The sequence below is a fragment of the Vibrio sp. Of7-15 genome, from assembly GCF_022347565.1.
Classification (GTDB): Bacteria; Pseudomonadota; Gammaproteobacteria; order Enterobacterales; family Vibrionaceae; genus NORP241.
Genome location: NZ_JAKRGH010000002.1, coordinates 347,191 through 372,461, shown reverse-complemented (window position 1 = coordinate 372,461; position 25,271 = coordinate 347,191). Strand labels below are relative to the sequence as shown.

Annotated in this window: 23 protein-coding genes; 16 read left to right on the top strand and 7 right to left on the bottom strand. The window is 42.1% G+C overall.

The window, feature by feature from the left end:
- Positions 1–2: 2 nt before the first annotated feature.
- The 8 genes from trpCF to MHO82_RS04250 all read left to right on the top strand — a co-directional run bounded on the left by trpCF (position 3) and on the right by MHO82_RS04250 (position 7,114).
- Positions 3–1,367, top strand: a complete 1,365-nt coding sequence (gene trpCF, locus MHO82_RS04285) for a bifunctional indole-3-glycerol-phosphate synthase TrpC/phosphoribosylanthranilate isomerase TrpF (RefSeq protein ID WP_239182610.1) — start codon at positions 3–5, stop codon at positions 1,365–1,367.
- A 10-nt stretch (positions 1,368–1,377) separates the two neighbouring features.
- Positions 1,378–2,568, top strand: coding sequence for a tryptophan synthase subunit beta (trpB, locus tag MHO82_RS04280; RefSeq protein ID WP_239182609.1), 1,191 nt, complete (start codon positions 1,378–1,380; stop codon positions 2,566–2,568).
- Entirely contained in the window at positions 2,568–3,374 is an 807-nt protein-coding gene (gene trpA / locus MHO82_RS04275) for a tryptophan synthase subunit alpha (RefSeq protein WP_239182608.1), read from the top strand. The genes trpB and trpA overlap by 1 nt, the downstream gene beginning before the upstream one ends.
- A gap of 448 nt (positions 3,375–3,822) precedes the next feature.
- The gene (locus tag MHO82_RS04270; protein ID WP_343299942.1) at positions 3,823–5,079 is read left to right on the top strand and encodes a dicarboxylate/amino acid:cation symporter; all 1,257 of its coding nucleotides are present in this window, start codon (positions 3,823–3,825) and stop codon (positions 5,077–5,079) included.
- A gap of 165 nt (positions 5,080–5,244) precedes the next feature.
- Positions 5,245–5,790, top strand: a complete 546-nt coding sequence (locus MHO82_RS04265) for a septation protein A (RefSeq protein ID WP_239182607.1) — start codon at positions 5,245–5,247, stop codon at positions 5,788–5,790.
- Positions 5,791–5,799: 9 nt separating this feature from the next.
- Entirely contained in the window at positions 5,800–6,204 is a 405-nt protein-coding gene (gene yciA, locus MHO82_RS04260) for an acyl-CoA thioester hydrolase YciA (RefSeq protein ID WP_239182606.1), read from the top strand.
- A 149-nt stretch (positions 6,205–6,353) separates the two neighbouring features.
- Positions 6,354–6,653 carry a YciI family protein gene (locus tag MHO82_RS04255; protein WP_239182605.1) on the top strand — a complete coding sequence of 100 codons (300 nt, stop codon included), beginning with the start codon at positions 6,354–6,356 and terminating at the stop codon, positions 6,651–6,653.
- A gap of 71 nt (positions 6,654–6,724) precedes the next feature.
- Positions 6,725–7,114: a GspS/AspS pilotin family protein gene (locus MHO82_RS04250; RefSeq protein WP_239182604.1), complete on the top strand. Its 390-nt coding sequence runs from the start codon at positions 6,725–6,727 to the stop codon at positions 7,112–7,114.
- 133 nt (positions 7,115–7,247) lie between these two features.
- On the opposite strand, the gene MHO82_RS04245 is transcribed toward MHO82_RS04250, so the two are convergent.
- The 5 genes from MHO82_RS04245 to MHO82_RS04225 form a co-directional block, all read right to left on the bottom strand.
- Positions 7,248–8,192: a class I SAM-dependent methyltransferase gene (locus MHO82_RS04245; protein ID WP_239182603.1), complete on the bottom strand. Its 945-nt coding sequence runs from the start codon at positions 8,190–8,192 to the stop codon at positions 7,248–7,250.
- Positions 8,193–8,288: 96 nt separating this feature from the next.
- The gene (locus MHO82_RS04240; protein ID WP_239182602.1) at positions 8,289–8,519 is read right to left on the bottom strand and encodes a hypothetical protein; all 231 of its coding nucleotides are present in this window, start codon (positions 8,517–8,519) and stop codon (positions 8,289–8,291) included.
- Between the two features lie 86 nt (positions 8,520–8,605).
- The gene (locus tag MHO82_RS04235; RefSeq protein ID WP_239182601.1) at positions 8,606–9,292 is read right to left on the bottom strand and encodes a TIGR01621 family pseudouridine synthase; all 687 of its coding nucleotides are present in this window, start codon (positions 9,290–9,292) and stop codon (positions 8,606–8,608) included.
- Positions 9,293–9,387: 95 nt separating this feature from the next.
- Positions 9,388–11,007: a methyl-accepting chemotaxis protein gene (locus MHO82_RS04230; RefSeq protein WP_239182600.1), complete on the bottom strand. Its 1,620-nt coding sequence runs from the start codon at positions 11,005–11,007 to the stop codon at positions 9,388–9,390.
- A 236-nt stretch (positions 11,008–11,243) separates the two neighbouring features.
- The gene (locus MHO82_RS04225) at positions 11,244–12,578 is read right to left on the bottom strand and encodes a sodium-dependent transporter (protein ID WP_239182599.1); all 1,335 of its coding nucleotides are present in this window, start codon (positions 12,576–12,578) and stop codon (positions 11,244–11,246) included.
- Between the two features lie 418 nt (positions 12,579–12,996).
- Between MHO82_RS04225 and cls the strand changes: the two genes are divergently transcribed.
- Complete coding sequence (gene cls / locus MHO82_RS04220) at positions 12,997–14,454, top strand: cardiolipin synthase (protein WP_239182598.1); 1,458 nt, start codon at positions 12,997–12,999, stop codon at positions 14,452–14,454.
- 80 nt (positions 14,455–14,534) lie between these two features.
- Positions 14,535–16,160 (top strand): methyl-accepting chemotaxis protein, encoded by a 1,626-nt coding sequence (locus tag MHO82_RS04215; protein WP_239182597.1) that lies wholly within the window; start codon positions 14,535–14,537, stop codon positions 16,158–16,160.
- A gap of 69 nt (positions 16,161–16,229) precedes the next feature.
- On the opposite strand, the gene yiaY is transcribed toward MHO82_RS04215, so the two are convergent.
- Entirely contained in the window at positions 16,230–17,378 is a 1,149-nt protein-coding gene (yiaY, locus tag MHO82_RS04210; protein ID WP_239182596.1) for an L-threonine dehydrogenase, read from the bottom strand.
- A 308-nt stretch (positions 17,379–17,686) separates the two neighbouring features.
- On the opposite strand from yiaY, the gene MHO82_RS04205 reads away from it, so the two are divergent.
- Positions 17,687–18,166 (top strand): hypothetical protein, encoded by a 480-nt coding sequence (locus tag MHO82_RS04205; RefSeq protein WP_239182595.1) that lies wholly within the window; start codon positions 17,687–17,689, stop codon positions 18,164–18,166.
- A 170-nt stretch (positions 18,167–18,336) separates the two neighbouring features.
- The gene (locus MHO82_RS04200) at positions 18,337–20,103 is read left to right on the top strand and encodes an EAL domain-containing protein (RefSeq protein ID WP_239182594.1); all 1,767 of its coding nucleotides are present in this window, start codon (positions 18,337–18,339) and stop codon (positions 20,101–20,103) included.
- A gap of 31 nt (positions 20,104–20,134) precedes the next feature.
- Here the strand turns inward: MHO82_RS04200 and MHO82_RS04195 are convergent, their stop codons facing one another.
- Positions 20,135–20,488, bottom strand: coding sequence for a hypothetical protein (locus MHO82_RS04195; RefSeq protein ID WP_239182593.1), 354 nt, complete (start codon positions 20,486–20,488; stop codon positions 20,135–20,137).
- Positions 20,489–20,735: 247 nt separating this feature from the next.
- Between MHO82_RS04195 and MHO82_RS04190 the strand changes: the two genes are divergently transcribed.
- From MHO82_RS04190 to rbsC, 4 genes are all read left to right on the top strand, one after another.
- Entirely contained in the window at positions 20,736–21,929 is a 1,194-nt protein-coding gene (locus MHO82_RS04190) for a cystathionine beta-lyase (RefSeq protein ID WP_239182592.1), read from the top strand.
- Between the two features lie 365 nt (positions 21,930–22,294).
- Complete coding sequence (gene rbsD / locus MHO82_RS04185; RefSeq protein WP_239182591.1) at positions 22,295–22,714, top strand: D-ribose pyranase; 420 nt, start codon at positions 22,295–22,297, stop codon at positions 22,712–22,714.
- A 61-nt stretch (positions 22,715–22,775) separates the two neighbouring features.
- The gene (rbsA, locus tag MHO82_RS04180) at positions 22,776–24,284 is read left to right on the top strand and encodes a ribose ABC transporter ATP-binding protein RbsA (RefSeq protein ID WP_239182590.1); all 1,509 of its coding nucleotides are present in this window, start codon (positions 22,776–22,778) and stop codon (positions 24,282–24,284) included.
- Entirely contained in the window at positions 24,281–25,270 is a 990-nt protein-coding gene (rbsC, locus tag MHO82_RS04175) for a ribose ABC transporter permease (RefSeq protein ID WP_239182589.1), read from the top strand. The genes rbsA and rbsC overlap by 4 nt, the downstream gene beginning before the upstream one ends.
- Position 25,271: the final 1 nt, after the last annotated feature.

Sequence of the window (25,271 nt, the reverse complement as noted above, 5' to 3'; positions counted from 1 at the left end):
TCATGGAAACCGTTTTAGCTAAAATTGTTGCCGACAAACAGCTTTGGGTTGAGGCTCGTAAGCAGGCTCAACCTTTAGAAACGTTTGTGAACGAATTAACACCGAGCGATCGTGATTTTTATGCGGCACTCTCTAGCGATCAAACCGCTTTTATTCTGGAGTGTAAAAAAGCATCGCCATCAAAAGGCCTGATCCGTAATGACTTTGATTTAGACTACATTGCAAAAGTTTATAAAAACCACGCTAGTGCTATTTCCGTCTTAACTGACGAGAAGTACTTCCAAGGTAATTTTGAGTTTTTGCCTCAAGTACGTAATCAAGTCACGCAGCCTGTATTGTGTAAAGACTTCATGATTGACACCTACCAAGTTTACTTGGCTCGTCACTACAATGCCGATGCCATTTTATTAATGCTGTCGGTATTGAACGATGCTGAATATAAAGAGCTCGCAGAAGTCGCTCAAAAACTAGAGTTAGGAATTTTAACGGAAGTCAGTAATGAAGAAGAGCTAGTACGTGCTATCGACTTACAGGCTCCTGTGATCGGCATTAACAACCGTAACTTACGTGATTTAAGTACTGATTTAAATCGGACCAAAGAGTTAGCACCTAAGATCCCTGAAGGCACCGTGATTATTTCTGAATCCGGTATCTATACGCATCAACAAGTGCGTGATCTGTCTAAATACGCCAATGGTTTTTTAATCGGCAGCTCATTAATGGCTGAAAAAGACTTAGAGCTAGCAGCACGCAAAGTCACATTAGGCGAAAACAAAGTATGTGGTTTAACCCATGCCGATGATGCCGCTTCAGCGTACCAAGCGGGCGCCGTCTACGGTGGTTTAATCTTTGTTGAAAAATCCCCTCGTTATGTCGATGAAGAGTCAGCGCGATTAACCATGTGCGGTGCACCATTAAACTACGTGGGTGTATTCCAAAACCACACCCTTGAAGAAGTGGCACATTTGGCGCACAGCCTAGATCTGGCCGCCGTACAACTTCACGGTAATGAAAGCACAGAATACATAGAGCAACTCGATCCCATGCTGCCAGAGCAATGCAAAATCTGGAAGGCACACGGCGTCACCGATTCATTACCGGAGCTTTCAAACATTCAAGCTGATCGCCACTTATTAGACAGCCAAGTTGGTAATCAGTCTGGTGGTACTGGTACAGCATTTGACTGGTCACTATTAAGTGAAAATAACAACATTATGCTTGCTGGTGGCCTATCACCGGACAACGCTCAACAAGCCGCTACCCTTGGCTGTATCGGGTTAGATTTCAACTCTGGTGTAGAGCAAGCTCCTGGTAAAAAAGATCATAAAAAATTACAGGCCGCGTTTGCTGCGGTAAGAAATTATTAAGGAAAACATCATGGCAAAACTAGATGCCTACTTCGGGGAATACGGCGGTCAATACGTCCCTCAAATTTTAGTACCAGCACTTGAGCAACTTGAACAAGCATTCATTGACGCCCAAGATGATCCTGAGTTCCGCTCAGAATTTGTTACCTTATTACAAGAGTATGCAGGACGCCCTACTGCTCTAACTAAATGCCAAAACCTAACTAAAGGCACAAACGCAAAGCTATACCTAAAACGTGAAGATTTATTACACGGTGGTGCACATAAAACGAACCAAGTGCTAGGCCAAGCTTTACTGGCTAAACGCATGGGCAAGAAAGAAATCATCGCAGAAACTGGGGCTGGCCAACATGGTGTAGCAACTGCACTCGCTTGTGCGCTGCTTGATCTAAAATGTCGTGTTTACATGGGTGCAAAAGACGTTGAACGTCAAAGCCCAAATGTATTCCGTATGAAGCTTATGGGTGCCGAAGTGATTCCTGTGCATTCAGGCTCTGCAACACTAAAAGATGCGTGTAACGAAGCGATGCGTGATTGGTCTGCCACTTATGAAGACGCGCATTACCTACTGGGTACGGCGGCTGGCCCTCACCCATTCCCAACAATTGTGCGTGAGTTCCAACGCGTGATCGGTGAAGAAACGAAGCAACAGATCTTAGCTCGTGAAGGCCAACTGCCTGATGCCGTTATCGCTTGTGTGGGGGGAGGCTCGAATGCCATTGGTATGTTTGCTGACTTTATCGATGAAACAAGTGTGAACCTAATTGGTGTTGAGCCTGCGGGTAAAGGCATTGATACCGACCAACACGGTGCTCCGCTGAAACACGGCACAACGGGTATTTTCTTCGGGATGAAAGCGCCTCTGATGCAAGACGAGCATGGTCAGATTGAAGAGTCTTACTCTGTTTCTGCTGGCCTAGATTTTCCATCCGTCGGCCCGCAACACGCTCACTTAGCAGCAATCGGCCGAGCGGAATATGGATCAATCACAGATGATGAGGCGCTAGAAGCATTCCAAGCTCTTGCCAAAAATGAAGGTATCATCCCGGCGCTTGAATCTTCTCATGCGCTTGCTTATGCCCTAAAAATGATTAAAGAAGAACCTGAAAAAGAGCAACTGCTGGTTGTGAACCTATCAGGTCGTGGCGATAAAGACATCTTCACCGTACACAAAATTCTAGAAGAGAAAGGAGTAATATAATGGATCGCTATCAAGCTCTCTTCCAACGCCTAGCAGAAAAAAACCAAGGTGCCTTTGTTCCTTTCGTCACCATTGGCGATCCAAACCCAGAGCAATCTTTACAAGTCATTGAAACATTAGTGGAGTCTGGGGCCGATGCTCTAGAACTTGGGATCCCGTTTTCGGATCCTCTGGCTGATGGCCCAACCATTCAATCGGCTAATATTCGAGCTTTGGATTCAAAAACGACCCCAACTATCTGTTTTGACATACTAAGCAAAATCAGAGCGAAATACCCAGACACACCGATTGGTTTATTGCTTTATGCAAACCTAGTGTATGCAAATGGTGTGGATAGCTTCTACGCTCGTTGTAAAGAAGCAGGAGTCGATTCCATCCTGATCGCCGATGTACCAACAGGTGAAAGTGAAGATTTCTCAAAAGCAGCCCAAAACCATGGATTGCACCAAATCTTTATTGCCCCACCAAATGCCGATGATTCCACGCTGGCAGATGTGGCGAGATTAGGTGGCGGATACACTTACCTACTTTCTCGCGCTGGCGTAACTGGTGCAGAAACCAAAGCAGGTATGCCTGTTTCTCATTTACTGGATCGTCTTAACCAATATGAAGCAGCGCCAGCATTACTTGGTTTTGGTATCTCAGAGCCAACACAAGTAAAGGAAGCGGTTGAAGCAGGGGCGGCGGGAGCAATTTCAGGCTCAGCCATCGTAAAAATTATTGAGGCGAACCAAGAACAGCCTCAAGAAATGCTATCTCAACTTGGACAGTTTGTTTCAAATATGAAAGCGGCAACTCAGAAATAACCTTCTGAAGCTTCAGTTCGTGCGGGCTGAAGCTTCATTTTTTTACCCCCACTCTAACACTACACTCAAAACACACCCTATTTATCGCCCATCAGCAGTTCTAAAATCACCATATGTTAAATACTGGTAAACAACACCTCTTGATAAGCATTTAGTTGCCCACCAATACCATTACAAAAGCTTTACATTTCGTGTAGCTCAGTCGCCTTCCTTTATTTACCCAGCCTAGGCAATCATATTCACAATAAAAATAGCAAACGTTTGCAAAAATTAAAAACAGCACATCATTTCATTTTATTTAATAGAAATGGACCGATTGGTTACACCATATGTTGCCATATGTGAATTTTACGTGTACAAAGCTGAGCAATATAAAGATTCGATAAATTAACCCCTATCAGAGGTTAATTCTAACAATTGTTAATACTACAGCACAGAGGTAACGGAAGTGTTAAAAGAGAAAGGACTATTGGGCAACATCGGTGTCCAAGTTGTCATCGCAATGATTGTGGGTACATTTGTTGGTGCCACCATGGGTCAAGACGCCAGTATTTTTGCCCCACTAGGTAGCATCTTCATTCATTTAATTAAAATGCTAGTGATCCCATTAGTTGCGGTTGCACTGATCTCAGGTGCTGCAGGTCTAGGTAATAGCCAATCAGCTGGTAAAGTTGGCGTATTAACGTTAGGCTTCTTTGCCCTGACTTCAGCGTTAGCGGTTGCTTTAGCTCTATTTATGGGTGAAGTGTTTGAACCAGGCATCGGAGTTGATGTTTCAGGTGTTCAAGGCATGTTCTCAAATGAATACGCATCGAAAGGTGAAATGCCAACATTCTGGGCCACAATTTTAGGCATGATCCCAACAAACGTATTCCAGTCACTGAACGAAGCGAACATCCTTCAAATCTTAGTATTCTGTCTGTTCTTCGGTATCGCTGTTTCTAAGCTAGAACAAGAACGCCGTGATCCTCTTATCAACGGTGTAAACGCAGTTGTTGACGCTATGGTATGGATGATCAACAAAGTGATGATCATTGCTCCTATCGGTGTATTCGGCTTAATGGCTGACGCAGTAGGTACATTCGGCTTTGGCGCACTTATGGTTGTATTCAAACTGTTTGTGGTTTACATCGCTGCTATCTTGGTCTTCGGTTTTGTTTGCTACCCACTAATGATCAAACTGTTTACTAACGTTTCAGTGATCAAATTCCTCTCTGCAATGAAAAAGCCACAAGCTGTCGCTCTTTCTACAGCCTCTTCAATGGCAACTCTTCCTGTTACCATGGAAACCTGTGAAGAAGAATTAGGTGTACGTAACTCTACCGCGTCATTTGTTCTGCCATTAGGCGCAACCATTAACATGAGTGGTAACGCGATCTACTACGGTTTAGTCGCTATCTTCTTTTCTCAACTGTTTAACGTTGATCTAAGCACATCCGCTTACGTTGCAATCATTGTGACTGCCACGTTAGGTGCCGTTGGTCAAGCTGGTGTTCCTGGGCCATCTTTCCTAGTAGTTGCCGTACTTCTTGCTGCTGGTATCCCAATTGAAGGCCTACCACTGTTGTTCGCTCTAGACCGTATTTTCGACATGATCCGAACTGCACTTAATATCACGGGCGATGCGGCATGTGCTGTTATTGTTGACCACATGACAAAAACAGATGAAGAAAAAGCGAAAGTAAAAATCCACCAAGCAAGCTAAGATGCTGAGTGAGTTGTATTTTCACTGCTAAAATCTGATCATCATAATAAGGCCACTTAATGAATGAGTGGCCTTTTTTATGGCAATCTCGCTCTCACCATTTTGCCCCAGAGCCAGTTTTGGTTAGACTGTCGGAAACTTTATAGAAAGGTAGTGTTAACACTCATGAAGCAACTTCTGGATTTTATCCCTCTTATTGTCTTCTTTGCTTTGTACAAAATGTACGACATCTACGTTGGTACAGGCGCACTGATTATCGCAACCGCAATTCAAATCGGCTTAACGTATGCAATTTACCGTAAAGTAGAGAAAATGCAGCTCATCACTTTTGCAATGGTGACTATTTTTGGTGGCATGACATTACTTCTTCATGATGAAAACTTCATTAAGTGGAAAGTCACCATTGTCTACGCCGTATTTGCGCTTGGTTTATTAATCAGTCAAATCATGAACAAGCCGCTAATAAAAGGCATGTTAGGTAAAGAAATCAGTCTACCAGATGAAGTTTGGAACAAGATCAATCTTGCTTGGGTTGGCTTTTTTGTTACCTGCGCCATTGTGAACGTGTACATCGCGTTTAATTTACCTCTTGATGTATGGGTAAACTTTAAAGTCTTTGGTTTGTTAGGTATTACATTTATCTATACACTAGCAACAGGTATTTACATTTATCGTCACTTACCAAAAGACGAAAAAGCATCAGAAGAATAACCAAGCACTATGAACAAACAAGAAAACACAGCACCGAAAGGACAACTGCTACTTAGAACACTGGCAATGCCTGCCGATACTAACGCCAATGGGGATATTTTTGGTGGCTGGATCATGTCTCAGCTCGATTTAGCTGGGGGAATTTTAGCAAAAGAGATCTCTGGTGGTCGTATCGTAACCGTGTCGGTTTCGAGTATTGCATTTAAAAAGCCAGTAAAAGTCGGAGATGTTGTGTGCTGCTATGGTGAGTGTACAAAAATCGGCCGAACGTCTATGTCTATCGATCTTGATGTCTGGGTTAAGCCAGTAAAAGAAGACGGCGTTGGCGAGCGATTTCAAGTCTGTGATGCAACGTTTCATTACGTGGCTGTAGACACCAATGGCCGCCCTCGCCCAATTGAAAAAAACGGCTAATCGTTCAAAGATTTTTCCGCTTTTATAAAGAAATGCTATAGCAATCACAAAAAGCGCTTTCGTTACCCACGGAAGCGTTTTTTTAATACCATTTATAAACATTAAATGTTGATATTGTGGATTGAAATCAATTAATAAGGAACCTAGCCATGTGGTATGTGATCTTTTCTCAAGATGTTGAAAATAGCCTAGAGCGCCGCCTGAGTGTGAGAGATAAACACCTTGCACGACTAAACGAATTAAAAGACCAAGGTCGCCTTCTAGTCGCTGGCCCTATGCCTGCCATTGATTCAGAAGATCCAGGTACAGCTGGTTTTACAGGTTCAACCGTCATTGCTGAGTTCAATTCACTGGAAGATGCGCAAGCATGGGCAGATGCCGATCCATACATTGAGGCAGGAGTGTACGAAAAAGTGATTGTTAAACCATTTAAAAAAGTCCTACCATAGCCGTACATAAAAGCGCGATGTAAGTCCCCTTCATCGTGCTTATTCAATTCTAATGTTCACTGCGAGATACTATGAAAAAATATCTGCTTTCCCTACTCGTTCTTGCAACCGTCGCCGGCTGCGCTTCTCCTGAACGTGAAAAACAACAAGCCTTAGAGCTTCTCGCGCAAAAACGAGCAAACCTTCTTGCCAAAGAAGTACCTGTTGAATTCGGCCCTTTATCAATAATGAAAGCAAGAGCCAAAGGCAGCGTGGTAGAAATCATGATGATTGACAGTGGTAATGGCTCCATTTCCACAAAACAGATGGTTGAGACCAGCGTAAAAAGTTATTGCACGGACATGGAAGTACGCCCGCTCCTAGAAGAAGGGCTGAGCTACCGAATTATGGTCAGAAATGCCCGAGGCCAGCTTCAAGTCGATCAATTCATTACATCACAGACTTGTACCGAAGTGCTTTAAGAGTGCTGGCTCCGTTGTAATACTCAGTCAAAAGTGGATATCAGTACTGACATCCACTTTCACCAACGTGTCTCCTACCCTTTATTACTCCAAATGATCCCAGGTACAGTCCCAAAAGCACTAGCCCGTTAAACTACTCAGCTATGCGCTGAAATACTAATGCTTTTAAACCACTGTCATTGGCAATATCAGCAAACTCTGGCGGATTCTCTAAGCGCTCTGTAAATTGAAGCTGTGGTGCTTCTGTTTTCATGCCCTCTATTAAAAAATCAGGGCTGATAGCCGGATCATTGACACAAGCGAGAACCGTACCTTGCTCAGTTAATAGTTCAGGTAAACGGCGTAAGATTTTTTGATAATCTTTTGTAAGAGCAAAACTGCCCTTTTGAAAAGATGGTGGGTCAATCACGATTAGATCATAAGGGCCCAGTTTTCTTACTTTTCCCCACGATTTGAACAAATCATGCCCTAAAAAAGACACTTTAGATAAATCATGATCATTTAGTCGATGATTATCACGGCCTCGGCTTAATGCCGCTTTCGCCATGTCTAAGTTCACCACTTTTTGTGCGCCACCTGCAATAGCAGCCACTGAGAACCCACATGTATAAGCAAATAAGTTAAGTACCTTTTTGTTTTCAGATTGCGATTGCACCCACTTTCGGCCATAACGCATATCCAAAAAGATACCCATATTCTGATTTTTCCCCAGTTCCAGCTGATAACGTAAGCTATTTTCAGACACCACCGGAAAATCATTTAATTCACCACAGATCAACTCTGTTGGAGCGCCATCTCGTGAACGGTGCTGAACTAAAATGGATTGACCATTTGCCTTTTTCCACACCTCTGACTCTGAAAATGCCTGTAAGCCGCTTACTAATGCTTGTAAAAAATCATCGCTTGGTTCTTTAAATAGGCCCACCAGCAATTGCCCTTGCAACCAGTCTGCGGTTAACTGCTCTAATCCTTCCCAACAGCGACCACGCCCGTGAAACACACGTCGGACTTCTGTTGGAGTATCAGTTAAGGATTCAGTCAGATGAGAAAAGAATGCAGATAACGCATTAGATTGCATGTGGAGCGCCTTTAAAAATACACAAAGGCGCTATTTTATACTAATCAGAGCAAAGGGTTAATCAATCGTATTACCCTAGAGGGAAGATTATCGCAATTAATCGGTTTTCTTATCGATTACAACTTGTGTAATACCATCAAAATCCTCTTCATTACGACATGCAGCTAATACTACATATTCGACTCTTCGGTTGCGCTTTGCCGTTAAAGCACGAGTTTTAGAGATTTTTTTACGCCGATTACCTAATGATGTCATTCCCCAAAACCGAGACTGACGTGTTTTCTGTTTTGTGCGCCAACGATGTAATGATAAACGGCCTAAACGCATAATCCCTCTTTACTGATACATTTGATATTAAGTGTAATTCAAGCTTAGTAGAGTCACTTTCTTTTTAAGTGCCCTGACGAATCAATTCATTTCTTGCTGAGTGTTGGCCAAGCCAGTTGCCATGGCTGCTGCCACTGCTCAATGCCTGCCATCACATTTTCCCGTAACCACTGAGAGCCAGATTCGGGAGGACAAACAAACTGCCAATCTTTACCAGCATACGAAAACAACAACGCATAAGCGTGCAAATAACCGCGGTCGGATTCAGATTCATGACTGTAGATAGGATCGCCGAGAATGGCTGAGCCAATGCTTTTTAAAGCGACTCGAATTTGGTGGGTTTTTCCGGTATGGGGTTTACATAAAAAGAGACGTTGACCTTCGCCTGCTGGCAAAGAAAAGAATTGGGTGATCGCGGGGTTATCTTTCGAATTAAGTAATTTCCAACTGGATCGCCTTGAGCGCTCCATGTCTCCTACTATCAGCCCTTGTTTCTTTTTCGGTTTTTTATTACCAATCGCTAAGTAATATTTTTGAACAAGTCGGTTTGAAAATAACTGGGATAACTGGCTAGCCGCTTCGCTATTGCGCCCAATTAATAAAATGCCCGAGGTCATCTTGTCGAGGCGATGAATCAAAAACAGTTGCTCATCTTGGGTGTATTTGGCCAGTTCAATAAGAAGGGAAGTATCACCATCATCCTTATGAACACTTACGTTAGGATGTTTGTTGATAACAATAAAATCAGGATCGAGGTGAAGAATGTCGAACATACTGGCTCCTATTTTAGCGCGCAGAGTATATAGATTTGTTCGCTAAAACAGAAGCCTTTACTATCAATTATTCTGTTAATAAATATATTGCTGTATTAATTCAACTTAAATGAAGCTAGTAAGCCTTCTAGCTCTGTGACTTTTTCACGTAAGTCACGAACTCGGCTTGAACTCGATTCTGTTAAACGCACTGAATCCGCAGCAATATCGTTGATAACAGAAATATCCGTCGCAATATCTTGAGTTACCGCGGTTTGCTCTTCTGTTGCCGTCGCAATAGTTTGAATCATGCTCTGAACATTTTCTGCACTTTCCACAATATCATTAAGCGCGGATCCTGCTCCTGCACTCAAAGAGACCCCTTCAGCAACCAGTGAAGCACTGCGCTCCGTTTGAGATACCGCTTGTGATGTACCAGACTGAATCGCTCCAATCAGATCACCCACTTCTTGAGTGGCTTTTGAGGTACGCTCTGCTAACGCTCTGACTTCATCTGCTACCACGGCAAAGCCGCGACCAAATTCCCCAGCACGCGCCGCTTCAATGGCTGCGTTAAGCGCCAACAAATTGGTTTGTTCAGCAATATCATTAATAACTTTGATCACACTGCCAATTTCATCACCACGCCGACCAAGCTGCTGCATTTGGTCCGACATTTCATTCATCTGAGTGGAGACTTGCTGAGTACTGTTGACAACTTCAGTAATTACATCACCACCATGACGAGCAGATTTACCCGCTTCGCTCGCCATGTCTGCTGTGGTGGTACTTTGTAATGCCACTTCCGCAATCGTAGCACTTAACTCTTCAGAAGCCGTAGCAATCATACTGGCCTTGTCAGCTTGCTGCTGTGCTCCTTTTAGTACTTGCTTACTCGATTCATCTATATCAGTGGTCACGACATTCACTTCATTACCCACACTTGATATAGAGGACAACAATGTTTTCAGTGATGACTGCATGGTATTCACAGAGTTAGCAAGTGTCTCTAACTCATCCCCACTGCTGTCTTTAATAGGTTCAGCAGTTAAATCGCCACTCGCCACTTTCGTAGAAGCTGCAACCAGGTTTTCGACTCGGGTCGTAATCGAGCTGGATAAGCGATACGCAATCAGAATACTGGCAATCAAAGCCGCAGCTGTTAAACCAACAATCACATTCCCTAAAGTAGATAACTCGGCACTTAAATTGGACAAAGCGCTCGTCGCATCTCGCACTTCTTCTTCCGCAGCCACATCCAATATTTTTTCCAGCGGCTTAATAATCCCATTTTCCAGTTCGTCTAAACGCTGATACGCCTGTTTTAACTTCACTGGATCATCAATGGATAATGAAAAAATATCACGCTGCACTGACAAGTAGAAATCCTGGATATATTGCTCGATTTGACGCATTTTTTCATGATCAGAAGGTCGCGAAGATTCAAGTGGAATAAGCTTATTTAAGTGTCTATTAAACGCTTGGTAGTTTTCTTCAAACTTACTCTTTTCGCTTGTTTCACCGGTCAGGTATTCTAAAACATTAAGGACCATATCCCCTTTTTCATCAATCAAATTTAAATAAAGTACCGTCCCAGGAACATCATCTAATTCAATCTCTTGGGCAATTTTTCTCGCCTTATCTTCCAACCACAAACTAACTACTGCGGTGACTAGCATCAGAAAAATAATAGAAAGAAAGGAAAGCAAAAACTTTTTTCTGAGATTTAACTGCATATATTCTCCAACATGCATTTCACATAAACATCACTGTTTTTAATATCATTGAAAATATGGAATAGTACACCATAAAATGTATTTAACCATATCTTATTAATGGTTAAATACATTTAGTTACGACTTTTTAGAGCCATTTATTAACAGTACTACTTCTAACTACGTCATCTCATAAACATAAAAAAAGCTGATGAAAGTATCATCAGCTTTATTTAATAAAAGGTAGAACAGGCTAGTTAAGCTGTAAATACGAAGATCATAAGTACAGGGCAAACCACACGAACATACCAAGGCCAGATTTTCCAGAACAAACTTTGCTTTAATTCCGGGCAGCCTTCACTAATTTCAGCCAGAACCTTATCGCGCTTCCATACCCAACCCACAAGCAGAGCAAATAACAAAGCTAAAATAGGTTGTGCGTATACCGTTGTGGCTTCAATCACTAAACCAAACAGGTCACCAAAATTAAGAACGATGATACCTGAAATTAATGTGATCAAACCTCCGATCCACCATACTGCAACCTTACGATCTTGGTTTAGCTCTTCTGTTGCACATGCCACTGGCACTTCTAGCATAGAAATTGAAGACGTTAGGGCCGCAATCACCATTAAGGTAAAAAACAACACACCAACAATTACCCCCATTGATCCCATGGTATCGAACATAGCAGGAAGAACAGCAAAAACTAAAGTGTCTGAGCTTAGTAGTGCACCAGTATCACTGTAAATCTCAACGCCATTGTTTTGAGCCACAAACATTGCAGGCATAATCAGAAGGCCAGCACTAAACGCAACACCAGTATCAATTAAAGATACATGAGCCGCTGTTTTTGGCAGATTTGTGTCTTTATTCAAATAAGAGCCGTACACCATCATCACACAGACCCCCAACGACAATGAAAAGAAGGCTTGCCCCATCGCGCTCACAACCAGATCAGGGCTAAGGTGTGAAAAGTCTGGTACTAAGTACATTTTAAGACCTTCCATAGCCCCTTCTTGAGTGAGGATGTACGCAATCATGACACCAAATAAAATAAATAGTACTGGCATTAATCGAGTAGACCAACGTTCAATACCATCCGCAACGCCATTACGCACAACCAGCACGGTCATGAGCATGAAAATAACCATCAAGGTTAAATTACGAGTAGTACCAAACCCTGTCACCCAGTCAGCCGCCGCTTGAAGACCCAGTGTTTCGAAAATTGGGCCGACAAACGAACCAATTAACCAGCCTGCAACAATGGCGTAAAAGCTTAGAATCATCGATACTGCAACCATACCAGCAATACCAATGCCTGCCGCTGCTAGCTTTTGTGTTGGCCACACTGATTTTAAAGAGCGAATAGGGTTAGCTTGAATATGACGACCAATAGTCAACTCAGCCACTAAAAGTGGGTATGCCAACGCAAAAACCATCAATAAATAAACCATTAAAAAAACAGCACCACCGTTACTTGCTGCTTGTGTTGGGAACCCCCAAATATTACCAAGACCGACTGCTGACCCCGCAGCGGCCATGATGAAGCCAATTCTAGATGTGAACTGAGCTCTCGAACTACTCGCCATTTTTATATTCCGTCGTTGTGTCTATTTTTAGTGTATTAGGCGTCGAAAAGGAACTGTAAAAAATAATTTACACTCTACAAAAGTTAATTAACGCGCTAGGTGTGGCAAGTAAAACAGTTTAGGAATAAAATTAGAACCCCCGAGGGTCTATTTTTTTATTTTATTCGATTTTATGCGACATTAGCCGACATAAGATTAACAAAAATGAAACAAACGAACATATATCACTCAATATTCCTCTATTATTAGTAATATTCACTACAAGTAATATCCCTTAATTTCACTCTGTTACATTTCTTTTTTTACTTGCCATATTCGTTATTTCATAAATTCTGACGGATAAATTAGGATAGTAGGTATGAATATGATAAATATGCTACATCTGGCATTACTTAACTTTTAGGCACTCATATCCCCCATGGAAAAACTGGTTCAACTCTTTGCTCTCATCAGTCTGGTTATCTACTGGATTCTAGTCGCAGGTGTCACCTTAAGGGTTGTTTTTAAAAGAAAAGCGGTTGGGGTTTCTTTAGCCTGGCTAATGGTTATTTACATCATTCCTGTTGTTGGGGTTATCTGTTATTTACTGTTTGGTGAGCTCAATTTAGGTCGTAAAAGAGCCGAAAGAGCAAAAGAGATGTTTGGTCCATACAGAGAATGGTTTAAACAGTTACACCAGTGCCCTAGCCATAAACCAGAATATTTAGCCAAGCACATGCTCCCTGTACACGATTTATGTTCACGCCGCTTAAGCATTCCTTCTTTAAGCGGTAACACACTGTCACTACAAAACTCACCTAACGACATCCTGCTTTCTATCATCGACGATATTGCGAGCGCCAAACACAGCATTCAAATGGAGTTTTATATTTGGCACCCTGGTGGACTAGCCGATTCTGTTGCAGCCTCACTCATTCAAGCAGCGAAACGAGGGGTGGAAGTCAAAATATTGCTCGATTCAGCGGGCAGCATGCGGTTCTTTCGCAGTCACTGGCCAGAAATGTTCACCACTGCAGGCATTGAGTGGGTTGAAGCCTTAGCCGTGACGCCACTTAGGATGTTTTTTAGACGATTAGATCTCCGTCAACACCGAAAAATCATCATCATTGACGACAATGTTGCGTACACAGGTTCAATGAATTTAGTAGACCCAAGGCACTTCAAAACTGATGCAGGGGTAGGACAATGGATTGATGTAATGGTACGTATTACTGGCCCTAATGTGGCCGTATTAAGCTCGATTCATGCTTGGGATTGGGAGGTTGAATCAGGAAAACGAGCACTGCCCTCTTTACCGGAATGCAGCATTGAAGAGCACCCACACGCCCACCACGCTGTACAAGTCATTCCATCTGGCCCGGGAATGCCCGAAGACATTATTCAGCAAGTATTGATCTTAACCATTAACCAAGCCAAAGAAAGCATTACCATCACAACGCCTTATTTTGTACCTAGCGATCATTTACTGCACACCTTAAAAATGACCGCTTACCGAGGTGTGCGAGTCGAGCTGATTGTCCCAAAAGTGAATGACTCCATCATGGTCGAATGGGCAAGTCGCGCTTTCTTTAATGATTTATTAGAAGCTGGTGTGATCATCCACCGCTTTACGGGTGGTTTGTTGCATACTAAATCAGTCGTGGTCGACAAGAAAAACTGCCTTATTGGCACGGTTAACTTAGACATGAGAAGCCTATGGCTCAACTTTGAAGTCACCTTATCAGTCGACGATCCTGAATTCACCAAACAACTCAGTTGGATTCAAGACGACTACATAAAACAATCAGAGCCCGTAGATTGGGAGCAATGGAAAAAACGCTCTCTGCTTGATCGGTTTATCGAACGGTTTTTCTATATGTTCAGTCCATTGCTATAAAGGCGTTATTTTGTGCAATAAACTTCTGATTCAACCTGTCTATACTCAATACGGGATAAATTCAGGCACAAGGACCAGAAATGCTAAGCACCTCGATAAAACAAAAACTACTACTTAATACTCTCTTTCCTATTGTACTGCTAATCACATTGGGGTTTATTTCGGTTAGTTTAATGAATAAAGCCACCAAAGCAGAGCAAGAACTGTATTCTTCCCGTATTTTACCCATTACAGAAATGAAACGGATTTCAGATCTGTATATTGTTTCGATTGTAAACGCCATTAACAAAGCGAATGCTGGGATCATCTCTCCTAGTCAAGCAGTTAACATTACCAACCAAGCTCGTAGTGAAATCCAGCCCTTGTGGCTTAGCTATAACCGCCGAGTCTTAACCGAACAAGAACAAGAACTAGCCGCTTACATTAACTCCAGCTTTGATGATGCCAATAACTACTTAGACGACTTTGCCAGCCAACATCAAAGCAACTCTGGAATGATGTCAGGGCAATTAGAGCAAGAAATCATCGACCTTTACGATGTCATAGAGCCCATAAGCGAGCAAATAAGTGAGCTGGTGGACACCCAACTTCAGCTGGCGAAACAACAAGTAGAGCAAGATACTCAAGCAGGCGAAAAAACGACATTCGCCTTTATTATTGTTTGTATTGTGCTGATCACCCTGCTTCTTCTTTCTTTATATTGGGTAATCAGAGCCATTCAACTACCGATTAATTCATTAAAACACGCTTTAGAGTCCATGCGATCGTCTCTAGATTTATCGAAACGTGTTGGGTATTACAAAAAAGACGAATTAGGCGATGTAGCACAAGCTGTGAATGCTCTGGCCGATGAATTTTCTCATGCTATCACTGAGATTCGAAATTCCGCTAGTTCAGTAAATTCCGCATCGCACGAAATGATGACAGTAACTGACCATGCACAAAACAACATGGCTACACAACAACAAGAGTTAGAAAAAACGTCTCAGGCCATGAACGAATTGACAAGCGCCGTAAGTGAAGTGTCGGAGAAAACACAGCAAGGTGCCAATGCCGCGGAACAAGCACAGCAACACGCTAACGCAGGGCAATATCAAGTCAGCCATGTGGTTGAAAGAATGAAAGACGTAGAAGAAACTACCCTTGTTGTTGGGGAAAGCGTTGATAAACTCGTCTGCCAAAGTAAAGAAATCAATACTGTCCTAAATGTGATTAATGAGATTGCAGAACAGACCAATTTATTAGCATTAAACGCGGCAATTGAAGCAGCGCGTGCAGGAGAACAAGGTAGAGGGTTCGCTGTTGTTGCTGACGAAGTACGTTCACTGGCTCAACGAACTCAGCAATCTACGACAGAGATCGTGACCATCGTGACGCAACTCGAATCGCTTGCCAACGAAGCAACCGTTGCCACCGAAAAAGGCCGAGAACAAGTGTCAAAAACCAGTGAAGCCGCTATGAATGCAGGTAGCGCTCTTAATCAAATCGTAGAAGCCGTGGATACAATTAGAGAAATTAATACACAAATTGATCATTTAAGCACTGAACAAAATAACGTAACCCACCACACTGCTGAAACCATTAATCATGTAACTGGCATTTCGCAACAATCTGTTGCGTCCTCATCACAACTGCAATCTTCAGCTCAAGAACTCAGATCGGTGGCGCAAAATATGGAGCAAGAAGCAGCGCGCTTTACTATCTAATCAACCAACATAGCCAACAAAAAGGGCTCTATAGAGAGCCCTTAACTTACGTTTTTCTAACCTGTAAACTTATAAAGCAGCTTCAAAGATCGCAGCAATTTCTTCATGAGTCGCTTGTTTAGGGTTAGTCAAACCGCAAGCATCTTTCAGTGCATTTTCCGTCAGAACATTAATATCTTCCGCTTTTGCACCTAACTCTGTGAGACCTGCTGGAATACCTACGTCTTTAGATAACTGCATGATGGCTTCAAGTGCAGCTTCTGCCCCTTGTTCGTCTGTTAAGTTAGCCACATCGACATTCATTGCACGAGCAACATCTTTTAAACGTTCAGGGCAAACCTGCGCGTTGTAGCGTTGAACATGTGGTAATAACACGGCATTACACACACCATGAGGCAGATCGTAGAAACCACCTAACTGATGCGCCATTGCATGAACATAACCCAATGACGCATTGTTAAACGCCATCCCCGCCATAAACTGTGCATACGCCATTTGCTCACGAGCTTCTAAGTTTTGGCCATCGTTCACCGCAGTGCGTAAATGTGCTTGAATCAGCTCAATCGCTTTAATGGCTACCGCATCAGTGATTGGTGTCGCCGCTACAGACACATAAGCTTCAATAGCATGAGTCAAGGCATCCATACCTGTTGCCGCTGTTAGCGATGCTGGTTTTGCTAGCATTAATTCAGGATCATTGACCGACATTAATGGCGTTGTATGCTTATCTACAATGGCCATTTTAATGTGTCGTTCTTCATCAGTAATAATACAGAAACGCGTCATTTCAGACGCAGTACCCGCGGTAGTGTTAATAGCGATTAAAGGCAATTGTGGTTTCGCAGATTGATCCACACCTTCGTAATCCGCAATTTTACCGCCATTCGACGCCACTAACGCAATACCTTTGGCGCAATCGTGTGGTGAACCACCACCAAGGGAAATAACAAAATCACACTCATTTGTCATGAGAATATCTAAACCTGCATTCACATTTCCAATAGTTGGGTTAGGTTGAGTGCCATCAAAAACGACCGTATCGACACCTCTGTCAGACAATAAATCCGCAACTTGCTTAACCACACCAATTTGGTTAAGCACTTTATCCGTTACGATCAGCCCTTTTTTAAATCCTTGAGATTTAATGCTCTCAACAGCTTCAGTTAAACAGCCTGCACCCATCAGGTTCACGGTTGGAATAAAAAACGCAGTGCTCATATTCATATGCTCCAATATATTTTTATAAATAATTTTTATCTTTTTTATCACTTGGAGAGGATGCGCGTTCTTGATCTAAGACAAACAATGCAAAGTAATGCAATTCAAAGAATAGAAGCGTGATGCACCTCTAAAGTATTACTCACTTTAGCGACTTGTATATTCATATTTTATCTAGGTAGGGACATTGACAAAAAAAACAATGAATCAAATTGCATAATTAATTTATATGGAAGCAATCTTATAATCAACTAAAATTTATTAACTAGTTATAAAAATAATTTAATACTTACTGGAGTGTTTTATTGATGTCACTCATACGAAAGTTTATATTTAGCCTAATCTTCATTGTTCCGATAAGCTTTATCACCAATGCAAATGAAAGTGTCATCTTAACCATTCACTCCTCGGCATTAAATTTTCCTCTTAAATTAACTTATCAAGACTTAAATAAACTTCCTAAGTCGAAAATAAAAACAAATACTCCATGGACAGATATCAGCGATTTTGAAGGGGTTTCTATCAAAGATTTATTTAATCACTACCAAATTCCGTTACAAGATATGGAATTAACCGCACTAAATAATTACATAATTGAAGTTCCGAAAGAAGATGTCGATTCGTACAGCCCTATTATTGCCTTTCATCACAATGGACAAAAGATGAAAATAAGAGATTTTGGTCCACTTTGGCTAGTATATCCACTGGATGATCATCATGAACTCTGGTCAAAAAAGCATTATTCAAAAATGATTTGGCAACTAAATAAAATCAACCTAATGCCATGAATAAAAAATTTGAGAACCAAATAAAAATAATTAATAAAAAAAGAAGATGGAAAAACTTCTCTTTATATTTATTAGTTATTATTTTCTCTGGTGGAATAATATTAACCATTGAAAAGTTAAAAACGACAGCTACCTTAATCTCAGAGCATCATAATGAGGCTATCTGGTCCATGCTCCAACTCTCTAAGGAGTACCATCAGCTTAATTATACTCTTGCAAGGTTTGAAACCGATGGGATCAGTTATAATGAACTCTCAACCCAATATGAGATTCTTTGGAGCCGATTTAATGTACTATTATACAGCACCGAAGGAAGAGCCGTTGCTGCAATACCGGATGCAAAAAAGTCTATCACCTACCTATTTGATCATTTAAAAGAAGCAGAAGACCGCTTTTACTCGTTGGAAAACTCCCGAGAAAACCTCGCAGACATTCGCACAGAGTTCCACGACAACCTGTTGTATTTATATTCTTTTTTCAATAAAAACTTTAAAACCTCTGATGAGCTTTTTAGCCAAGTACAAGAATCTATTTTCGAATTAGAGTTTTTTCTAGAACTGCTCATTATAGGAGAAAGTATTGCCGCCTTACTGATCATCTATATCCTGATTCGAGAAACAAATTATCATAACCTCGTGGCTAACCAAGACAGTTTAACAGGGTTACCTAATCGCCACTGCTTATATAACACAATGGATAGCAGTAAAAATACTTCCGTCGGTTTTATGCTAATTGACTTAGATGGATTTAAAGATGTCAATGATACTTTAGGCCATAACATTGGTGATACGTTATTACAACAAGTCTCCCAACGCATTGCAAGATTAGCCCCACCAGGTACCATGGCAGCTCGATTAGGTGGTGATGAGTTTTCTTTATTTCATGATGATATATCGACTAATGAGGAATTTGAAAAATTAGCCGAAAATCTAATTGCATCTTTAAATAGAAGTTTTTCTATCAACAACCACAACATTACTATTTCAGCAAGTATTGGGATCAGTTATCAAAATAAAAAAGGGCGAATTAACAGTAAAGAACTCATACAGCAATCTGACATTGCCATGTATAACGCCAAGAAAAAAGGAAAAAATCGATATAAAGTCTTTAATGACTCTATGAACTCATATTTTAAGCGCGCTAAACAATTACAAAAAGACTTAGCTCCTGCACTTCAATCTGAACAACTTGATTTTTTATTTCAACCTATCGTTTTTAGCTCGACTAAAGAATGTGAGAGTGTAGAAGCATTATTGTATTGGAACCACCCTAAATATGGAAAAATAAAGCCCATTGATATATTTCAAGCGGCAAAAAATAGTAATAATACGTTACTACTCGATCAATGGATTTTATCAAGAATAATTAAAATTAGGTCATCATGGAAAAAGCATGTGTCTCCTTCATTTACCCTTTGGTTTAATATATTCCCCACACTCAACGTGGATCAACTGTTACTTTCAGCAACCAAAGAAGGGCTAACACCACAACAAATTGGCGTACAAATAACTGAAAATGAAGAATTGGTAAAAATAGAAAAGTATCAAAAAATAATCAACGAGCTAAAAAAACACCACGTGCCTGTCTGCTTAGATGATTTTTGTGTTGAAATATCTCCACTAAACCACTTACTGCAATCGACACCAAACCGGATAAAGGTATGCTCCAACATCATTTCGATTACCAATAACCGAGATTTGTCGTACCTAAACGCTTTAGTCAATTTAGCCGCATCTCTCAACATTGATGTCTGCGCCAAAGAACTTGGCAGTGAAGAAGAACTGGAAGCAATCAAATCCGCTGACTGCCAATTTGCTCAAGGGGCTTTATTTTCCCTTCCCTTATCTCTCGCTGAATTTGAACAGCAAGCCTATTGTTTTGGAAAATATAACCTAAACAGTATCGCCAATAACATAAAATCGGATCTTGGCAGGTAATCTCCCACCAAGATCCATGATTATTCGCGATTTAAGCGCTTTCTTCCGTGTATGCTTTACCTGCTGCAGCGTACACTTCTTTCTTTTCAATGCTGAACATGGCATCGAAGAACCAAGCAATGAACTTAATAACATCATCACCTTCGTTCATGATCCATTCTGCGTATTCTTCAGCTTCCTGCTCTGGATCCTCAGATTCACGAACTTCCACGTGGTAAATGCGTTTTTCACCTTCAATTTCACATAAGCTAAATTGACCCGTTAAAGATTTCGCACATTCTGAGATAGTACTATCGGAAAGGCTACGTAACGCTTCAAGTACCTCTGGTAACGTTTCTTTTTCATCCAACCTTTTTACCAGTTTTACGAAGTAATCATGTTTCATTTTTTGCCCCTTTATTCTCAGTATTGCTAGATGGCGCGCAGTTTACCAGTTAACGGGATAATCGATAAGTACCATCTTACACCCCATGATTATGAGTATTTTTACCTCTTTATATTATGGTTGTGCCCTTAATTTCGTTTTCTACGACTTTTCACTTGCCATCACAGCTCGGAGCGTGTTTTAAATAGCGGTATAGAAAAAATAGCTGGCGTAATATCAACGTTTTTATCAAAGGAATTGAATCAAGATGTCAGAAAAAACAGAAACAAAACTGGTTACGGCTGGTCGTGATAAAAAATGGACTAATGGTGTCGTGAACCCTAGTGTGCAACGCGCCTCTACCGTCGTTTTTAATAGCGTAAAAGAAAAACGCCAAGCGGCCATTAATCGCACCAATAAAACCCTTTTTTATGGTCGTCGTGGTACTCAAACCCACTTTGCTTTCCAAGATGCCATGGTTGAAATTGAAGGCGGTGCGGGTTGCGCTCTTTACCCGTGTGGCACCGCAGCCATCACTAACGCCATTCTCTCTTTTGTGAAAACAGGCGATCATATTTTAATGGTGGACGGCTGTTATGAACCTACGCGTGATTTCTGCGAAGTCATACTGAAAAAGATGGGGGTCGAAACCACTTATTATGACCCATCCATTGGCGAAGGCATTCGTGATCTTATTCAGCCTAACACCACTATCTTATTCACTGAATCACCATGTTCAATAACGATGGAAGTGCAAGATGTCCCAACACTTGCACGCATTGCCCATGAAAGCGACATTATTGTCATGCTTGATAATACGTGGGCTGCTGGAGTGAACTTCCTACCTTTTGAACACGGTGTGGACATTTCCATTCAAGCTGCCACCAAGTACATTGTTGGTCACTCAGATGTCATGTTAGGGACGGCGGTAGCTAATGAACGCTGCTGGGATCAACTTCGTGAGCAAAGCTACTTAATGGGTCAGTGCGTTTCACCAGACGATGTTTATCTTGCCATGCGTGGCCTAAGAACCATGGGCGTCCGACTCAAACAGCATGAAGAAAACAGTGTCAAAGTGGCAAAATGGCTTGCTGAACATCCGCTGGTTGATCATGTTCGCCACCCTGCCTTACCAAGTTGCCCAGGCCATGAATTTTACCTGCGTGATTTCAATGGTTGTAATGGCCTATTCTCTTTTGTACTTAAACAAAGTCATACCACAGCAACAACTGCACTGCTGGATGATATGGAACACTTCAGTATGGGTTACTCATGGGGTGGTTTTGAAAGCCTAATCCTAGCCAATGAACCATCCAGCTTTAATGCGCTGCGTACTGTTGCTAACCCAAACTTTGAAGGTACTTTAGTTCGCGTTCATATTGGCCTAGAAAATGTCGATGATCTGATCGCCGATTTAGAGGCAGGCTTAAACCGCTACCAAGCAGCCCTAAATGCTTCTTAAAATAAACTCACTGATTTGATTCAAAAGCCCAACCGATCTTTTATGTTGGGCTTTACTTTATATTTCTCCTCCCCCTTTCTCTTTCATTTTTCTCTTCCCAAAAAAGCAATTAACACAACTAACAATAACTGTGATCCAGCTTACTTTTTGTCTTTTCCATAAAACCTCAAAGTAGATCCTGTTCACACTTCGTAACAACTCCAAGTGCAATAAATAAAAGTTCAGACTAAATTCACCCCATCGAAACGTTTGCGTAAACGTTTCGATGAACAATAAAGCAACACAACGAGAAACGGACAGCAGTTTTTGCCACGGTCGGCATCATAAGAAGAAGAGTCATAAACTCGACGGCGAAAGGCGGTATCATGAAAAAAAGCGCATTAATTAATTCTGAGCTCTCTTACCTTGCTGCAACCATGGGACACACCGATGAAATCACAATTTGTGATGCCGGTCTTCCAATTCCAGATGCAAACCAACGTGTTGATTTGGCGCTCATTCCTGGTGTACCTACTTTCATTGAAACCGTAAAAGCACTACTCAGTGAAATGGCCGTAGAAGGCGTGGTTATCGCAGAAGAATTTCAACAAGTGAGCCCAAACCACCACCAAGAATTAATGGCTCTTCTGGACAACGAGCAATCACAAACGGGTAAAAAAATTCGTATTACTTACCTTCCGCATGAAGATTTCAAAACACAAACAGCCCACAGTAAAGCCATTGTGCGTACTGGCGAATTTACTCCTTATGCCAATGTTATTTTCCAAGCGGGCGTTGTTTTTTAATTCCCTATTTTCATCCACACCCTAGCCGGTGTTGATTCATTCGCAGTTGAAAGGAGCAGGCATGAGCCAGCCGATATTACAACTCCAAGGCATAGAAAAAGCCTTTCCCGGTGTAAAAGCATTAGATAACGCCTGCTTAAATGTTTACCCAGGTCGCGTAATGGCACTCATGGGTGAAAACGGCGCAGGGAAATCCACGTTAATGAAAGTATTAACGGGCATTTACCAAATGGACAAGGGCACCATTCACTACGAAGGAGAGCCTGCGGCTTTTCAAGGGCCTCGTCATTCACAGCAAGCTGGCATCAGCATTATTCACCAAGAGCTGAATTTAATTCCTGAGCTGAGCATTGCTGAAAACATCTTTTTAGGGCGAGAAAAAACCAACGCATTTGGGGGCATAAAATGGGCTCAAATGCACAAAGAAGCCGATGCATTATTGGCGCGCCTTAATGTAAAACATCGCTCAACGAAATTACTGGGTGAACTCAGTATTGGTGAGCAGCAAATGGTAGAAATCGCCAAAGCCATCTCATTTGACTCCAAAGTCATCATCATGGATGAACCAACTGATGCCCTCACGGATACAGAAACTGAATCGTTATTTAGTGTGATTAATGAGCTACGCGATCAAGGCTGCGGCATCGTTTATATCTCGCATCGCTTAAAAGAAATTTTTGAAATCTGTAACGATGTCACTGTACTGCGTGATGGCAAGTTCATTGGCCAAAAAACCGTCCCTGAATTGGATGAAGACAGCCTCATTGAAATGATGGTTGGCCGCCGCTTAGATGAGCAATATCCACGAGTTGATGTTCAGCATGGCGAAACCTGTTTAGAAGTGAAAAACCTAACGGGCTCTGGCGTTCATGATGTGAGCTTCCAACTTACGCGCGGTGAAATTTTAGGGGTGTCTGGCCTAATGGGTGCAGGACGCACTGAGCTCATGAAAGTGATTTATGGCGCTCTAACTAAAGAATCTGGAGAGATACTCCTTAACGGCAAAGCCATTAACCCACAGTCACCACAAGATGGACTCGCAAACGGGATTGCCTATATTTCGGAAGACCGTAAAGGCGACGGTTTAATTCTAGGGCTTTCAGTAAAAGAGAACATGTCTTTATGCTCTTTAGAAACCTTCAGTCGAGCGAACAGCTCCATTAAACACGACGAAGAGATCACAGCTGTGGATGACTTTATTCAGCTGTTCAACATCAAAACACCGACTCGTGAACAAATTATTGGCAATTTATCTGGCGGTAACCAACAAAAAGTCGCCATCGCTAAAGGGTTAATGACTAGGCCTAAGGTACTGATTTTAGATGAGCCAACCCGTGGTGTTGATGTGGGTGCCAAAAAAGAGATCTACCAACTGATCAACCAATTTAAACAAGAAGGTATGAGCATCATTTTAGTCTCTTCGGAAATGCCAGAAGTACTAGGAATGAGTGATCGTATTTTAGTTATGCATGAAGGCCGCATCAGTGGTGAGTTTATGGCACAAGACGCCGACCAAGAAAAACTAATGGCCTGCGCTGTAGGTAAAAAGATAAATGAGGTAGCAGCATGAGCAGCGAAGTAATGACCAAAGACCAAAAACAGCCTTCACACGGCCCTAAACTCTTCAGTAAAGAGTGGTTAATTGAACAAAAATCACTGATCGCCTTAATTTTATTGATTGTGACGGTGTCCTTTTTAAACGCGAACTTTTTCACTGTCGACAACATCCTGAACATTCTTCGTCAAACATCCGTGAATGCCATCATCGCAGTGGGTATGACCCTCGTAATTCTAACGGCAGGCATCGACTTAAGTGTCGGCTCTGTATTGGCGTTATGTGGGGCACTGGCTGCTTCCATGATTGCCCTTGAGGTTCCCGTAATCATTGCCGTGCCTACCGCCTTGCTTGCAGGTGCGGCACTTGGGGCCATTAGTGGTGCCATCATCGCCAAAGGTAAAGTTCAGGCCTTCATTGCCACGCTCGTTACCATGACTTTACTACGTGGTGTCACCATGGTGTACACCGATGGTCGTCCTATTTCTACTGGTTTTACCGACACTGCTGATGCATTTGCGTGGTTTGGTACTGGCTACCTATTTGGCATCCCTGTTCCTATCTGGTTAATGGTGATTGTATTTGCTGCGGTTTGGTACCTACTGCAACACACTCGCTTTGGCCGCTATGTTTACGCGCTAGGTGGTAATGAATCTGCCACTCGCCTATCTGGCATCAATGTAGACCGCGTGAAAATCGGTGTTTATGCCATCTGTGGTTTGCTGGCAGCACTGGCTGGGATCATCGTTGCATCTCGTTTGTCTTCTGCGCAACCAACCGCAGGTATGGGCTATGAGCTAGATGCCATTGCCGCCGTGGTTCTCGGTGGTACAAGCCTAGCGGGTGGTCGTGGTCGAATTATGGGTACCTTGATCGGCGCACTCATTATCGGGTTCTTGAACAACGCACTAAACCTACTAGACGTTTCCTCTTACTACCAAATGATTGCCAAAGCGGTGGTGATTCTGCTGGCAGTATTGGTTGATAACAAAAATAAGTAAC

Coding starts and splice junctions, on each gene's coding strand:
- MHO82_RS04255 (WP_239182605.1), top strand. CDS start 6,354: ATGTGGTATGTGATCTTTTCTCAAGATGTTGAAAATAGCCTAGAGCGC.
- MHO82_RS04195 (WP_239182593.1), bottom strand. CDS start 20,488: ATGAAACATGATTACTTCGTAAAACTGGTAAAAAGGTTGGATGAAAAA.
- MHO82_RS04250 (WP_239182604.1), top strand. CDS start 6,725: ATGAAAAAATATCTGCTTTCCCTACTCGTTCTTGCAACCGTCGCCGGC.
- cls (WP_239182598.1), top strand. CDS start 12,997: ATGGAAAAACTGGTTCAACTCTTTGCTCTCATCAGTCTGGTTATCTAC.
- MHO82_RS04245 (WP_239182603.1), bottom strand. CDS start 8,192: ATGCAATCTAATGCGTTATCTGCATTCTTTTCTCATCTGACTGAATCC.
- trpB (WP_239182609.1), top strand. CDS start 1,378: ATGGCAAAACTAGATGCCTACTTCGGGGAATACGGCGGTCAATACGTC.
- trpA (WP_239182608.1), top strand. CDS start 2,568: ATGGATCGCTATCAAGCTCTCTTCCAACGCCTAGCAGAAAAAAACCAA.
- trpCF (WP_239182610.1), top strand. CDS start 3: ATGGAAACCGTTTTAGCTAAAATTGTTGCCGACAAACAGCTTTGGGTT.
- MHO82_RS04265 (WP_239182607.1), top strand. CDS start 5,245: ATGAAGCAACTTCTGGATTTTATCCCTCTTATTGTCTTCTTTGCTTTG.
- yciA (WP_239182606.1), top strand. CDS start 5,800: ATGAACAAACAAGAAAACACAGCACCGAAAGGACAACTGCTACTTAGA.
- MHO82_RS04230 (WP_239182600.1), bottom strand. CDS start 11,007: ATGCAGTTAAATCTCAGAAAAAAGTTTTTGCTTTCCTTTCTTTCTATT.
- MHO82_RS04215 (WP_239182597.1), top strand. CDS start 14,535: ATGCTAAGCACCTCGATAAAACAAAAACTACTACTTAATACTCTCTTT.
- MHO82_RS04205 (WP_239182595.1), top strand. CDS start 17,687: ATGTCACTCATACGAAAGTTTATATTTAGCCTAATCTTCATTGTTCCG.
- rbsC (WP_239182589.1), top strand. CDS start 24,281: ATGAGCAGCGAAGTAATGACCAAAGACCAAAAACAGCCTTCACACGGC.
- MHO82_RS04225 (WP_239182599.1), bottom strand. CDS start 12,578: ATGGCGAGTAGTTCGAGAGCTCAGTTCACATCTAGAATTGGCTTCATC.
- yiaY (WP_239182596.1), bottom strand. CDS start 17,378: ATGAGCACTGCGTTTTTTATTCCAACCGTGAACCTGATGGGTGCAGGC.
- MHO82_RS04190 (WP_239182592.1), top strand. CDS start 20,736: ATGTCAGAAAAAACAGAAACAAAACTGGTTACGGCTGGTCGTGATAAA.
- MHO82_RS04200 (WP_239182594.1), top strand. CDS start 18,337: ATGCTCCAACTCTCTAAGGAGTACCATCAGCTTAATTATACTCTTGCA.
- rbsA (WP_239182590.1), top strand. CDS start 22,776: ATGAGCCAGCCGATATTACAACTCCAAGGCATAGAAAAAGCCTTTCCC.
- rbsD (WP_239182591.1), top strand. CDS start 22,295: ATGAAAAAAAGCGCATTAATTAATTCTGAGCTCTCTTACCTTGCTGCA.
- MHO82_RS04235 (WP_239182601.1), bottom strand. CDS start 9,292: ATGTTCGACATTCTTCACCTCGATCCTGATTTTATTGTTATCAACAAA.
- MHO82_RS04240 (WP_239182602.1), bottom strand. CDS start 8,519: ATGCGTTTAGGCCGTTTATCATTACATCGTTGGCGCACAAAACAGAAA.